Annotated in this window: 17 protein-coding genes; 11 read left to right on the top strand and 6 right to left on the bottom strand. The window is 66.3% G+C overall.

Annotation, left to right across the window (positions count from 1 at the left end):
- The first annotated feature begins 1 nt into the window (after nucleotide 1).
- From thiD to ACZYZ7_RS10330, 6 genes are all read left to right on the top strand, one after another.
- Nucleotides 2-838 (top strand): bifunctional hydroxymethylpyrimidine kinase/phosphomethylpyrimidine kinase, encoded by an 837-nt coding sequence (thiD, locus tag ACZYZ7_RS10355; protein ID WP_450072068.1) that lies wholly within the window; start codon nucleotides 2-4, stop codon nucleotides 836-838.
- Nucleotides 835-1,461 (top strand): alpha/beta hydrolase family protein, encoded by a 627-nt coding sequence (locus ACZYZ7_RS10350; RefSeq protein WP_135452212.1) that lies wholly within the window; start codon nucleotides 835-837, stop codon nucleotides 1,459-1,461. The genes thiD and ACZYZ7_RS10350 overlap by 4 nt, the downstream gene beginning before the upstream one ends.
- Nucleotides 1,458-2,012, top strand: a complete 555-nt coding sequence (locus ACZYZ7_RS10345; RefSeq protein ID WP_450072070.1) for a septum formation family protein — start codon at nucleotides 1,458-1,460, stop codon at nucleotides 2,010-2,012. Before ACZYZ7_RS10350 ends, ACZYZ7_RS10345 begins: the two co-directional genes overlap by 4 nt.
- A gap of 46 nt (nucleotides 2,013-2,058) precedes the next feature.
- Complete coding sequence (locus tag ACZYZ7_RS10340; RefSeq protein ID WP_463740856.1) at nucleotides 2,059-3,438, top strand: cytochrome P450; 1,380 nt, start codon at nucleotides 2,059-2,061, stop codon at nucleotides 3,436-3,438.
- The gene (locus tag ACZYZ7_RS10335) at nucleotides 3,435-3,704 is read left to right on the top strand and encodes a DUF3303 domain-containing protein (RefSeq protein WP_135452210.1); all 270 of its coding nucleotides are present in this window, start codon (nucleotides 3,435-3,437) and stop codon (nucleotides 3,702-3,704) included. The genes ACZYZ7_RS10340 and ACZYZ7_RS10335 overlap by 4 nt, the downstream gene beginning before the upstream one ends.
- Before the next feature lie 107 nt (nucleotides 3,705-3,811).
- Complete coding sequence (locus ACZYZ7_RS10330; protein WP_463740855.1) at nucleotides 3,812-4,738, top strand: DUF5996 family protein; 927 nt, start codon at nucleotides 3,812-3,814, stop codon at nucleotides 4,736-4,738.
- An 18-nt stretch (nucleotides 4,739-4,756) separates the two neighbouring features.
- Here the strand turns inward: ACZYZ7_RS10330 and ACZYZ7_RS10325 are convergent, their stop codons facing one another.
- Nucleotides 4,757-5,047, bottom strand: coding sequence for a hypothetical protein (locus ACZYZ7_RS10325; protein WP_450072073.1), 291 nt, complete (start codon nucleotides 5,045-5,047; stop codon nucleotides 4,757-4,759).
- Between the two features lie 165 nt (nucleotides 5,048-5,212).
- Between ACZYZ7_RS10325 and ACZYZ7_RS10320 the strand changes: the two genes are divergently transcribed.
- The gene (locus ACZYZ7_RS10320) at nucleotides 5,213-6,697 is read left to right on the top strand and encodes a flavin-containing monooxygenase (RefSeq protein ID WP_463740854.1); all 1,485 of its coding nucleotides are present in this window, start codon (nucleotides 5,213-5,215) and stop codon (nucleotides 6,695-6,697) included.
- Between the two features lie 16 nt (nucleotides 6,698-6,713).
- Nucleotides 6,714-6,983, top strand: a complete 270-nt coding sequence (locus ACZYZ7_RS10315) for a hypothetical protein (protein ID WP_135452207.1) — start codon at nucleotides 6,714-6,716, stop codon at nucleotides 6,981-6,983.
- On the opposite strand, the gene ACZYZ7_RS10310 is transcribed toward ACZYZ7_RS10315, so the two are convergent.
- Nucleotides 6,950-8,197 (bottom strand): TetR/AcrR family transcriptional regulator, encoded by a 1,248-nt coding sequence (locus tag ACZYZ7_RS10310; RefSeq protein WP_463740853.1) that lies wholly within the window; start codon nucleotides 8,195-8,197, stop codon nucleotides 6,950-6,952. The two genes, ACZYZ7_RS10315 and ACZYZ7_RS10310, sit on opposite strands and share 34 nt — an antisense overlap.
- A 96-nt stretch (nucleotides 8,198-8,293) precedes the next feature.
- Here ACZYZ7_RS10310 and ACZYZ7_RS10305 point away from each other — a divergent pair, with 96 nt between their 5' ends.
- From ACZYZ7_RS10305 to ACZYZ7_RS10295, 3 genes are read left to right on the top strand one after another with little or no spacing between them, the layout of a single operon-like run.
- Entirely contained in the window at nucleotides 8,294-8,518 is a 225-nt protein-coding gene (locus ACZYZ7_RS10305; RefSeq protein WP_463740852.1) for a hypothetical protein, read from the top strand.
- An 11-nt stretch (nucleotides 8,519-8,529) separates the two neighbouring features.
- Nucleotides 8,530-8,856 carry a hypothetical protein gene (locus ACZYZ7_RS10300; RefSeq protein ID WP_463740851.1) on the top strand — a complete coding sequence of 109 codons (327 nt, stop codon included), beginning with the start codon at nucleotides 8,530-8,532 and terminating at the stop codon, nucleotides 8,854-8,856.
- A 41-nt stretch (nucleotides 8,857-8,897) separates the two neighbouring features.
- Complete coding sequence (locus tag ACZYZ7_RS10295; RefSeq protein WP_463740850.1) at nucleotides 8,898-10,553, top strand: HNH endonuclease signature motif containing protein; 1,656 nt, start codon at nucleotides 8,898-8,900, stop codon at nucleotides 10,551-10,553.
- Between the two features lie 74 nt (nucleotides 10,554-10,627).
- Here ACZYZ7_RS10295 and ACZYZ7_RS10290 read toward each other — a convergent pair whose 3' ends face one another.
- From ACZYZ7_RS10290 to ACZYZ7_RS10275, 4 genes are all read right to left on the bottom strand, one after another.
- On the bottom strand, nucleotides 10,628-11,245 hold the full coding sequence (locus ACZYZ7_RS10290) for a twin-arginine translocation pathway signal (protein ID WP_463740849.1): 618 nt from the start codon (nucleotides 11,243-11,245) through the stop codon (nucleotides 10,628-10,630).
- Entirely contained in the window at nucleotides 11,242-11,934 is a 693-nt protein-coding gene (locus ACZYZ7_RS10285) for a hypothetical protein (RefSeq protein ID WP_463740848.1), read from the bottom strand. The genes ACZYZ7_RS10290 and ACZYZ7_RS10285 overlap by 4 nt, the downstream gene beginning before the upstream one ends.
- A 159-nt stretch (nucleotides 11,935-12,093) precedes the next feature.
- Nucleotides 12,094-12,549: a hypothetical protein gene (locus ACZYZ7_RS10280; protein ID WP_463740847.1), complete on the bottom strand. Its 456-nt coding sequence runs from the start codon at nucleotides 12,547-12,549 to the stop codon at nucleotides 12,094-12,096.
- Nucleotides 12,536-12,895, bottom strand: a complete 360-nt coding sequence (locus ACZYZ7_RS10275; protein ID WP_463740846.1) for a hypothetical protein — start codon at nucleotides 12,893-12,895, stop codon at nucleotides 12,536-12,538. The genes ACZYZ7_RS10280 and ACZYZ7_RS10275 overlap by 14 nt, the downstream gene beginning before the upstream one ends.
- Nucleotides 12,896-12,999 lie beyond the last annotated feature (104 nt).

Here is a 12,999-nt window from a genome sequence, read left to right as displayed (position 1 = left end):
AGTGAACTTCCTGCCCTTGACCCCCGCGGGCGACACCCCGCTGCGGGTGATGACCATCGCCGGGTCCGATTCCGGCGGTGGTGCCGGGATCCAGGCCGACATGCGGACCTTCGCCATGCTCGGCCTGCACGGCTGCGTCGCGGTCACCGCGGTGACCGTGCAGAACTCGGTCGGTGTCAAGGGTTTCCACGAGATCCCGCTCGACATCGTCTCCGATCAGATCTCGGCGGTGACCTCCGATATCGGGATCCAGGCCGCCAAGACCGGGATGTTGGCCTCCTCGGAGATCATCACCACGATCGCCGAGACCTGGCGCATGGAGGGACTGTCCGGAACCGTTCCCTTGGTCGTCGACCCGGTGTGCGCATCGATGCACGGCGATCCGCTGCTGCACCACAGCGCACTGGACGCGCTGCGCACCGAACTGTTCCCGCTGGCCACGCTGGTCACCCCGAACCTCGACGAGGTCCGGTTGCTGGTCGACATCGAGGTCGTCGACCAAGCCTCGCAACGAGACGCGGCACGCGCCCTGCACGCGCTGGGTCCGCAGTGGGCACTGGTCAAGGGTGGGCACCTGCGCTCGTCGGCAGCCAGCCCGGATCTGCTGTTCGACGGCACGGAGTTCCACGAGTTCGCCGCGCCGCGGATCGACACCGGAAATGACCACGGTGCCGGCGATACCCTCGCCGCTGCGACGGCTTGCGCTCTGGCACATGGTTATTCAGTTCCCCAGGCTGTGGAGTTCGGCAAGGCCTGGGTGACCGAGTGCATCCGCGCGGCATATCCGCTGGGGCACGGCCACGGCCCGGTGAACGCGCTGTTCCGGTTGCAGCGATGAACCTGGAGGCGATCGCGGGCGTCGCGCACGAGCCCGAAGGGCAGGCGCAGGGCGTCGTCGTCCTCACCCACGGGGCGGGCGGTAATCGCGACTCGGCGATGCTGGTCAAGCTCTGCGACGAGTGGGCCTCCCGCGGCTGGCTGGCCGTCCGCTACAACCTGCCCTACCGCCGTCGCCGACCCAAGGGACCGCCGTCGGGATCGGCAGCGGGAGACCAGGAAGGCATCGTCGAGGCGATCGCCCTGGCCCGCAGCCTCACCGACGGCCCCGTGATCGCGGGTGGACATTCCTACGGCGGGCGCATGACCTCGATGGTGGCCGCCGACGGGGCCGGTCCGGACGTCTTGACGCTGTTCTCCTACCCACTGCATCCGCCGGGCAAGCCGGAACGCGCCCGCACCGAGCATCTGTCCCGCATCACGGTGCCGACGGTATTCACCCACGGCACGTCCGATCCGTTCGGCACGATCGACGAGCTCACCGCCGCCGCGGCGTTGGTGAGTGGACCGACCGAACTCGTCGTCATCGACGGTGCCCGCCACGACCTCGGATCCAAGCGCCTGGATGTACCCGCCCTTGCGGTGGATGCGGCGTTACGCGCTGTCGATATCGTCGAGCCATGACCTTCGCTCCTGGTCCGCCCGGTCCCTCCGGCCCGCAGGGCCACAACTACCCGCCACCGCCTCCGCAGCCGTATTCCACCGGTCCCGACCAGTTCTCGGCTCAGCCGAAGAAATCCTCGGCGCCCAAGTGGGCGCTGTTGGGTGTCGTGCTGCTGGTGGCCGTCATGGTCGCCGCGGGTGCGGTGTTCTACCTCGCGCGGGACCGCGGCGCCACCGAGGCCAGTCAGGTCCGCTCGGGTGATTGTCTGACCGAGATCCCCGACAGCAGCCGCGTGCTGTACGTCAAGACGGTGAATTGCGACCAGCCGCACAAGGGTGAGGTGTTCGCCGTGCTGCCGCTGCCCGACGGGGATTTCCCCGGCGATGCCACGGTGGTCACGTACGCCGACAAGTGCGCGCCGGCACTGACCCAGCACGCCCCCGGCGCAAGCGCGGAATCCGGTATCCAACTGTTCGTCCTGTACCCGACCGCGGACTCCTGGCAACGCGGCGACCGCACCGTGACGTGCATTGCTACCAGCAAGAATCCCCGCAGCGGCAAAATAGAGTAACGCGCTACTCTAGGCCGCTCACCCCGTGCGGTCGGACACTCGACACATGGTCGAGATCGATACGCGGGCCGCCACGGCCACCCTGCCGCTCGCACCGCGTAATCCCCTGTCCTACCGACCGATGATCAAAGCGATGCGGTCCTTCATCGAGGGACATCAGCAGCTCCGCGACGCGGGCGGTCCCGTCACCCGGATGGTGCTGGGCCCGCGGTGGCTGATCCCCCCGGTCCTGTTGGTCACGTCCCCGCAGGGAGCGCGCGACGTTCTCGGCCGCCGCGATTCGGTCGCCGATCGCGGCGGCGCCCTCAACATGGTCGAGCTACGTCGACTGATGGGCGGCAACCTGCTGAATCTGCCGCATGAGCGCTGGCTGCCGCGACGGCGAACGCTCCAGCCGATGTTCACCAAGCACAGCGTTCCGCGGTATGCGGGGCATATGGCCGCCGCAGCACACACGATCGCGGACGGCTGGCGCGACGGGGAGACGGTCGATCTGGATGTCGCGTGCCGGGCACTCACGCTGCGGGCGCTGGGCCGCTCGGTGTTCGGGCTTGATCTCGACGAGCGCGCCGACGATGTGGGCCCGTCGCTGCGTACCGCGTTGTCCTGGATTTCCGATCGGGCGGTTCGGCCGGTCAACTTCCCGCAGTGGGTGCCCACCGGCGGACAGCGTCGCGCCAAGGCGGCCAATGCCCGCCTGCACCGGCTGGCCGCCGAGATCCTCGCCGCGGTGCGCGACGATCCCGATCGGGACGCACCGCTCGTGCGCGCGCTCATCGAGGCCCGTGACCCGGATACCGGCCGACAGCTGACCGACGACGAAATCTGCGATGAACTGGTGCTTTTCATGCTTGCCGGGCATGACACCACGTCGACGACGCTGTGCTACTCGCTGTGGGCGCTGGGCCGCGATCCCGACCTGCAGTCCCGGCTGTACGACGAAGTCGCCGCGCTGGGTGATCGCACGCTGGCGCCCGACGACGTGCCGCAACTCGAACGCACCGTGCGGGTGCTGCACGAAGCGCTGCGGCTGTGCCCGCCCGGCGCCGGCACGCCCCGGATGCTCAACGAGGAGATGAGCGTCGACGGCTACCGCGCCGAGGCCGGCACGATGGCGATGGTCAATTTCTATGTCATGCACCGTGACCCGGCATTGTGGGACGATCCGCTGACCTTCGACCCGGAGCGGTTCACGCCCGAACGCTCGGCAGGCAGAAACCGTTGGCAATACCTGCCTTTCGGCGGCGGCCCGCGGTCCTGCGTCGGCGATCACTTCGCCATGCTGGAGGCCACGCTGGCACTGGCGACCATCGTGCGCGAGGTTTCCGTGACCTCGCTGAATGACAACTTCCCGGTGGAGACCCCCTTCACCGTCATCGCCGCCGAGCCGATCCCGGCCCGCATCACAAGAAGGAGTACGCCATGAAGTTCATCGTGCACTGGACCCAGTCGCAGGCGAACTATCGAGATGCGGTCGAGAAGTTCAAGAAGACCGCCGGCCAGGTTCCCGAAGGAGCGACCATGCTCGGCCGTTGGTGGGGCATGAACGGCCAAGGCTTCGCCATCGTGGAGACCAACGACGCCAAGACCATGTTCGAGTCCGTCGCGGAGTGGAGCGAGTACCTCACGTTCGACGTCACTCCCTGCGTGGAGGACGCCGAGGCCGGCGAGGTGATCGCCAAGCTGTTCTGACGGCTTCGCCAGTACTGTCTTTCCGCCGGTGCGCCAACCGGCACGCAGCTATGCTCGCGGTGCCGCATGCCGAGCGGCGGTGCGGCGGGAAGGCAGGTGGCTGGCCCATGAGCACTCTGACCGATGATCCCTGGCCCGCGCTGCGGGTGTCGGACTGGGAATCCACCCGCGACACCCTTCACATGTGGACGCAGATCGTCGGAAAGATTCGCCTGACGTACTCGCCTTTGCTCAACCACTGGTGGGAGGTGACCCTGTATGTGAGTCCGCGCGGCCTGACCACGTCGTCGATTCCGTATCGAGACCGGTTGTTCGACATGGAGTTCGATTTCATCGACCATGTGCTTGCCATCCGCACCAGCGACGGCGCACGGGGCACAGTCGCGCTGGCCCCGAAATCGGTCGCGGAGTTCTACACCGAAACCCTTTCCGCACTGGAACAATTGGGCATCGAGGCGCGCATCCACGCCCGGCCCAACGAGGTCGATCCCGCTATCCCGTTCGCCGAAGATCACCACCACGCGTCCTACGACCCGCATGCCGCCAATCTGTTCTGGCGCCAACTGGTGCAGGCGCACCGGGTGATCAGCGACTTCCGGGCACATTTCATCGGCAAGGTGAGCCCCGTGCACTTCTTCTGGGGCTCATTCGACCTGGCGTGCACCAGATTCTCCGGGCGTCGCGCGCCCGAGCACCCAGGCGGCGCCCCCAACTGCCCCAATAGCGTGATGGTGGAAGGTTATTCGCACGAGTTGAGCAGTTGCGGTTTCTGGCCGGGCGGTGGCGAGGAAGGCGCGTTCTACGCCTACGCCTATCCCGAACCGGAAGGATTCGCCGCCCACCCCGTCGGCCCCGATGCCGCGTACTACAACAAGGACTTCCGGCAATTCCTGCTGCCCTACGAGGCGGTGCGGACGTCCGCCGATCCCGACCGTGCGCTGATGGAGTTCCTCCAGACCACCTACGTCGCCGCGGCCGACCTTGCCGACTGGGACCGCGCGAGCCTCGAGTGTGATCCGTTGCGCTGGAGCTGATGACGCGGCCGCCGGGCCTCAGTCACCGGCTTCGGCACATTCGACCGACACCCAGACGGTTGGTGCGGCGGCAGTGTCGATATTGGTGACGCTGCACTCGGACAGTGGAACGTCGGCATCGCCGCTCACCCAGTTGATTCCGACGTTGTAGCCCTGGGAACGCAGGTTCTTGATCGTGGTGCTGGCGGGCTCAGAGCCCGCTTCGGGCACGCCCGTCGGGTCGGCGACGGCGACCGGCGCCAGGGCAACCGGTACCGCGGCACTCGCGATGATGAACAACTGCACAAAGATTCGCGGCGTGGATGCCATGGCGATCCTCCTAGGCGTCGGACTCCAAGTCCCTGGACACAGAGGATTTTCCCACCCAAAGACGCAGGCGAAATCAATATTCACGAACCCGATATTGAAAATCGCGGACTACAGCGAACGCCGGCCTCGACAAAGTACCCGGTACCTGCGGTACTGTATTCCAGCATGAGCCCGGGGGAATACGAGGCAATCATCGTCGGCGCCGGCTTCGCCGGCATCGGCGCTGCCATCCAGCTCAAACGGCTGGGCATCGAGAACTTCGTGATCCTGGATCGCGAGGATGACCTCGGCGGCACCTGGTACGTCAACCACTACCCCGGCCTGTCCGTCGACGTGCCCACCACCACCTACTCGTACTTCTTCGAACCGAATCCGAACTGGTCACGACTGTTCTCCACCGGCGCCGAGATCAAGCGGTACGCCGACGACGTCGCCGACAAGTACGACGTGCGCCGCCACATCCGGTTCGATACAACCGTCGAGGGCGCGCGCTGGGATGAAGAGTCCTCGCGCTGGCGGGTGGCCCTGGCCGGCGGCGAGGCGCTGACCGCGCAGTTCCTGTTCACCGCGACCGGCTTCCTGTCCCAGCCGCACACTCCCGACATCCCCGGGATCGCCGACTTCACGGGCGACGTCATCCACACCACGGACTGGGATGAGAGCTACCGGCCCGACGGCCGCCGCATCGCGATCATCGGCACGGGCGCCACCGCGGTGCAGCTCATCCCCGAGCTGGCCCGCCACGCCGCAGACCTGACCGTCTACCAGCGCACCCCGATCTGGGTCGTGCCCAAGATCGACCTGAAGTTCCCGCCGCGGGTACGCCGTCTGTTCGCCCGCGTGCCGGCCGCCCAACGGGCGATCCGCGCCGTCACCGACGCCATCTACGCGTTCATGGTCGACACCGCGGTGCTCAAGCACCGGTACTTCCGCCGGTTCAACATCGCCGCGGCCGACCTGGCCAAGCTGCACCGGTTCGCCTCGATCCGCGACCCGGAGCTGCGCCGCAAGCTGACCCCGGACTACGACTTCGGCTGCAAGCGCCCGACGTTCTCCAACGGCTACTACCGCACATTCACCAAACCGAACGTGCACCTGCAGGCCGATGGCATCGAACGCATCGAAGCGGACGGCATCGTCAACGCCGACGGCAGCAGGACGAACATCGACACGCTGGTGCTGGCCACCGGGTTCGATCTGTGGGACGCCAACTTCCCGGCCATCGAGGTGATCGGGCGCGACGGCCGCAACCTCGGAAAGTGGTGGCGGGAGACCCGGTTCCAGGCCTACCAGGGTGTCTCGATGCCGTACTTCCCGAACTACCTGAGCCTGGCCAGTCCGTACGCCTTCCTGGGCCTGAACTTCTTCAACACGATGGAGTATCAGATGCGCTTGATGGACCGCCTGTTCGGCGAGGTCAAGCGCCGGAAGGCGACCACATTCGAGGTCACCGAGGAGGCCAACAGCCGGTATCTGGACCGGATGACCGAAGCGCTGGGCGACTCGTTGTTCACCCTCGGAAACTGCGCATCGGCACGGTCGTACTATTTCAATCCGAGCGGCGAGGCAACGCTGCTCCGGCCGATGACGACCCGCCGGGCCGTCGCCGAAGCTTCACGATTCCCGTTGAGCGACTACACATTTGCCTGATCAGAGAGGATCACACATGGCAGAGGGCAAGAACTCCAAGCTGGTCAAGCTGGTCGGCCTCAGCGTGGCCGGCGCCGGCGTCTCACATTTCGTGAAGCCGCAGCTGTTCGAGTCGATCACCAAGCCGGCGTTCCCCAAGGACACGCAGAAGCACATCTACACCAACGGCGGCATCGAGACCGCGATCGGTCTGGGCCTGCTGCTTCCCAAGACCCGCAAGCTGGCGAAGATCGGCACGCTCGGCTACGTGGCCTACCTGGCCGGCAACGCCGTCCGTAACCGGTAGCGGCCCAGCAGAGTCAGATCGATCAGGACGGCGACGACGGCTCGGGCCTGCTCTGAATTCTGATAGTTCATGAGCCGGCCCAAGTCGATCACCAAGGCCATCGCCGCATGAACCGCGAAGCGCGCCTGCCCCGCACTCCACCCCGGACGTACCGGCATGACGATCTCGACCCACGATTCCACGGCCGCACGTTGCAGGTCGCGCAGGATCTTCTGGTCGGCGGGCGTCATGCTCAGGCGTTCGGTGTAGTAGACGTAGTCGAGCTCCGGGCGGTCGAACGATCGGGCCACATAGTCGTCGATGAGGGTGCTCAGCGCCTGTTCGGGGTCCGTCGCCGCACCGAGGACCTCCGACATGTCCGCCGACAACCGGTCGGCGGCACGCCGGAACCCGGCGGCCAGGATGTCGGATTTGCCGGAGAAATACCGGTAGATCCCCGAGGCGGGCATGCCGACGGCGGCAGCGATGTCCTCCATCGTGGTGTCGCGGTAGCCGTTCTGGTTGAACAGCCGCATCGATTCGGTCAGCAGCGCTTCGTATTTCGTCGTGTTCGCGGCCGCGGGGGGCGTCGGCACGGGGTCGGTCGGGTTCGGAAACTCGGGCAGCTCGGCGGCCAGCACGGTGTCGCAGATATCGGCGAGCAGCTCGCGGATCTGACCGGCGGGCAGTTTGGACCGATGATCGACGACGCTGCCGATCACACCGAGCACCGCCGTCGACAGGGTCCAGCGGGCCCGCGAGCTGAGTTCAGGCCGCAGTTCCATCAGCGGCCGGTGGATCCGGCGGTGCACCGTATGTACCTGCGCATCCAGGGTGCTCTGATCGTCGCCGCGCAGATAACGCGCCTCCCAGCGGTACAGCCCACCGGATTCGCGGTTGACCAACGCGGTGTCGCTGAGCGCCGCGACCAGTCTGCGCAACTGCTCACGCGGGTCCCCGTCGGCCTCTTCGGCGAACGCCGTCGCGTCGACGAGTTGCTGGCCGAGGTTGAGTACGGCGTCGCGAAACAATTCGTACTTGCTCGAATAGTGCCGGTACAACGCGGCCGCCGAGATCCCGACACGCGAGGCAATGGCCTCCATGCTCACGCCGTGGTATCCGAGCGCGCTGAAGGACTCCGCCGAGGCCCGCGCTATCTGGGCCTTTCGGTCTTTCGGACGGCGTCGCACACCACTGGCACCGCTGTCGATCGACCGGGGCGAGATGCGCGCCATTCCGTCACACTAACGGACCGAACAGCCGGGTCAAAATGGTAGTTCGGCAGAGAATAGCCATTAACATAGACGGCAATAAGTTCGAACGGGGGTTGCGTGCTTGTCAGGTTGCGGAGGTTGCTGGCCTACCGCGTCGCGCTCGGCGAACTGATCGTCGTATCTGTGGTGCTGGGTGTGCCATATCTGCTGATCGGTACCTTCTGGTCCGGCACGCACACCGACCACCTGAAAGAGATGGGCGGCCTCGACGCAGTGGTGTCCTTTCTGGGGGCGATCGTCTCGTGGCCGGTGTTGTTGTTCACCGACGTATGCATGACATGAAGGGGGGAACGGTGAGTTTTCGCGCCGTCTACATCGGAATCGCCGGAGCAGTGGCGTTAGGCATCGGGCTGTACCTGTTGAGCCTGCCGGTTTACCTCGACGACTTCGACAAGTTCGGCATGCAGATCCCCTGCGGCTCCGGGTACGGCGCACACCTCGTTCAAGCCACTGCCGCCGGCCAGGAGTACGCGGACAAGTGCGGGTCGGCCCTGACGATGCGCCGGTTGTGGACCATCCCGGTCGCCGCGCTCGGTGCCCTGGCGTTGATCGCGGTGTTGTTCCGTGCCGCAACGTCTTCGGCGCACGAGACACTGCTGCCCAATCGCGATACGGCCTAGCGCCCTGGTTGTCACGTAACGTCCGACTTGTCGGTGGTCGAATGTATGTTCGAGTTATGGAGACGGGTGCGGTCCAGGCGGTAGCAGCATTGCGGGCCGCCTACGACGCGTTCGCCGCCTGCGATTACCGGTCGCTGACCCGAGCCGAGCTGATCGCGGTGCTCGACGAATACGAGACCCTGACCTGCCAGATGCCCGCCGTAGTGCATCGACTGCTGGCCCAACTGCAAGCCGACACCACCCCGCGCGAGATGGGCGCCAAGACGTGGAACGAGGTGCTGCGCATCCGGTGGCGACTGTCCACCACCGAGGCCGGCCGCCGTTTGGGTGAGGCAGCCGAACTGGGGCCGCGGCGTGCCCTGACCGGGCAACCCCTGGCCCCGGTCCTGCCCGCGGTCGCCGCCGCGGTTGAAGCCGGGCTGATCAACGCCGACCACGTCAAAGTGCTGCGCGACGCGATCAACCGACTCCCCGGATTCCTCGACCCCACCACCGGCCAACAGTTCGAAGCCGACCTGGTCCGCGTCGCAGTCGGGGTCGGCCCCAAAGAACTCAAAGACACCGCCGAACTGCGATTGTTCCTGCTCGATCAGGACGGACCCGAACCCGACGACACCGAACGCGCCCGCAAACGAGCGGTGTGCGTCAGTAAGCAGGGCCGCGACGCGATGACCGGCCTGACGGCCAACCTCACCCCCGAAGCCGCCGCCGTATGGGAAGTCCTGTTCGCCAAATTCGCCGCCCCAGGCATGTGCAACCCCGACGACGACGAACCCTGCACCACAGGTACCCCCACCCAAGCCCAGATCGACAACGATCACCGCAGCCTGGCCCAACGCCAACACGACGCCCTCCTCGTCATCGGACGGATCGCGTTGATGAGCGGCGATCTCGGCCAACTCAACGGGCTACCCGTCGCGGTGATCATCCGCACCACCCTGCAAGACCTCGAATCCCGCGCCGGGATCGGCCTCACCGGCGGCGGCACCAAACTGCCCATCAAAGACGTCATCCGCATGGGCGCACACGCCAACCATCACCTCGCGGTGTTCGACCAGGCCACCGGAGCAGCCCTGGACTACTTCCGGGCCCGCCGCACCGCCAGCCCCGCCCAACGCATCATGCTCATCGCCCGCGACGGCGGCTGCACCAAACCCTGCTGCACCGTCGGCGCCTACGGCACCCAAGTCCATCACGCCGTCACCGACTGGGCCGACGGCGGCAACACCAACGTCGACGACATGGCCCTGGCCTGCGGCCCCGACAACCGCCTCGTGCACACCAACGGCGGCTACACCACCACCATCAACAACCACGGCGAAGTCGAATGGCACCCACCACCAGAACTGGACCACGGCCAACACCGCATCAACTACCACCACCGCCCCGAACTACTCCTGGCCCCACCCCAGGACCAACCAGAACCGGAACCACAACAGCACCCCGAACAGGATCCCGAACGGGACCTGACCCACGAACTCGAGCAGCCTCCCGACTGGGAACTGCAATGGGACCCGCAATGGGACCTGGACTGGGACAACGACTTCGACCAACCCACACCCAACACACCCAATGTCGAACACCTCTGGAACCCCGAACCATCCGCCCCAGAACCACTCGACCCCGGACTTCCACCCGGCTGGACACTGCTCGACAACAACCACGCCCTCACCGGCAAAGCAGTCCGCGGTCCCTAGCTAGGCGTCATGTCCGGGGGCCACCCGGCGACGGCGTCCACCCCGTTGCGCACACCACAACGCAGTTCGGCCGGCTAGATCGGGGTGAACGATGAGATCAGCCAGTTCCCATCGACTTTCGTGAGCCCGACCTTCACGGCGCTGGCCGCCTGCGCCGGCTCCGGGTTGTCGCGGCTGGTCGTCGCCTGGTTCAGGTAGACCAACACCTCCGCGGTATCGGACTGCACGGCGATCGGAGCAGCGCGCACGACCGAGGCGGTGGCGCGGATGTCTTTCTGTTTGGCCGCGGGCGCCACGAACTTGTCGGCGAACTCGCTGTAGTACGTCAAGAAATCGCCGGTCAAGCGGGAACGCGCGTCGGCGAAGTCCTGATCCAAACTGTCTGGCGCATAAGACAACAACGCCACCGAACCGTCGGACGCCGCGTCGACCACCGTCGTGGACGCGGCGGCGATCCCATGATCCACGCGATACATGGCGAAATAGAGTGCCGCGGCAGAGCTCGCCGAAGCCAGCAGCACGCAGACGACCGCGATCGGTCGCCATCGCCGGGCAACGCGATGGATCCACCGCTCCCGGGGAGCGGCACCCTCGTCGGCACCCTCATCGGCTACCGTCTGCTCGGCCTCGATCTCGCTGGCACAGTCGGCCTTTGACTCCTCGATATCAGCTTCGGCTGTTGTCGCGCTCACGGGACGAACTCCACTTTCGACATCTTGATCTGTCCCCCGTCTTTGACCATGGTGAGGCTCAAGCGCCAGTTCCGCGGCTGCTGATTGGCACCGGCCGAGTTGCTGACTGTGGTTGCCGTGCCGACGAGGACGACGGCGGAGTCCCCGTCCATCGACTGCACTGCCGAGGCCTTCGCAGTCGCCTTCGTCGTGGCTTTCGAGTCCTGCGCCGCTTTCACCAGATCTTCGGCGGTGGACTGGATATCGTCCTTGAACTGACCGGTCGAGTTGTCGATGATCTGCTGGACGTTCTGCTGTGCCGTGGCGCTGTCGATCGACATCAGGGTGACGGCGGCCTGCGACGCGGCGGCCGCGAATTCCGCGCGGCGCTGCTGCTCACGGTCGGCCTGCTGGTGAGACCAGATCATGTATCCGCCGGCCGCCAGCAACGCACCGCTGACCAGGATGGCGATGCCGGCGAGCAACGTCGCGAGACTCGGACGCCATCTACGTTTTCCGCCCGCGTCCGACGGTTGGTCCTCGTCCTGGTCCTCGTCCTCATCGGCGGGGTCGGCGGGGTCGGCGGGGTCGGCGGTTTCAGCCTGATCCGGTGACTCCAGGTCGTCGTCGCTCAGCTGCGACGTGACCTCGTCGGCCTCGTCGAGTTCGGCTGTCTCAGTTTCCTGGTCGGAGCGGCTGAGTAACCGCATAGTGCACCTCCGGTTGATCTCGGCCAGTCGAGGACGGCACCAGTTGCTGCGGTCGCCTCATGGCCGATGTGACTGCTGCCACACGCTAATGCGACCGAAGTTCGCGTCGCCGCCGCTGTCCCACCCAGCGGACAAATCCGTGGCTGCCGAACTCGTGCCTCACCAATTGCGCAGCGAACACAACGCCCCTTTGGGGCCGGCCGCACGGTCGACGACGACTCCGTCGATTGCCAGCTCGCAACTCAGGGCCCGCGGCGGTTGCGGAGCCAACCCACCGGTGCTGACGGTGACCATCGCCCACTTCATCGGATCGGCAAGCGTGACCTCGCGGATCCAGGGTTTGCCCGGTTCCAGAGTGAGATCGTCTTTGGGGCTGAACTCGTAAGGATTGTGGCTGTAGTCCGCCCACGTCGGCGGGTCGACCTCGCGGAAGTAGATGCCGACGGCCGTCGGCTGCTCGGCGGTGACTGTGTACGTCACGCGGTGCATCATCGGATCCTCGTCCGCGTGCGCCGGTATCGCCAAGGGAAGGCACGCGCCGATGGTGACGGCGAACACCGCGCCGGTGCGCCACCGCCTCGACGGCGCACCGCCCAGCGCGTCAGAGGTCGCCACGAAGCCACCTGCTCGATCCGTCACTGGACACACAAGTCAAGAAGAGCCCGTCGGGCGCCTGGGCGACGGAATTTTCGAAGCCGGTACATGGGGTGTTCTCCTCGCGAATGCCTTTCAGCGGCGGTGACCGGAAGTAACGCGGCTCGTACCGGCGCGGCGACCCGCAGAAGACCAGCCGGCCCCACGAGGTGGTGCCGAAGACGTAGTACGCCGTATCCCCACACGGCGCGCCGAGCACGACCCCGCCGACGATCCCGGGTACGCACGAGGGTTCACTGCATCCGGCAGGTTCTGCGCTCGCCGGGGCTGGGGCGGTCATCGCCCCCGCGACGAGCAGACCTGCCATGGCTGCCAACGGTATCCGCACGCACGACACTGTGGCACGGCCGAATCCGGCTGCCATCGCAATGCCCACTAGGTGGGAGGTTGTCCGTCAAAAGGCGCCAGAAG

This window comes from Mycobacterium sp. IDUB_17 (assembly GCF_055419465.1).
The sequence above is the reverse complement of the archived record's forward strand: the minus strand, read 5'-3'. Positions and strand labels throughout refer to the sequence as shown.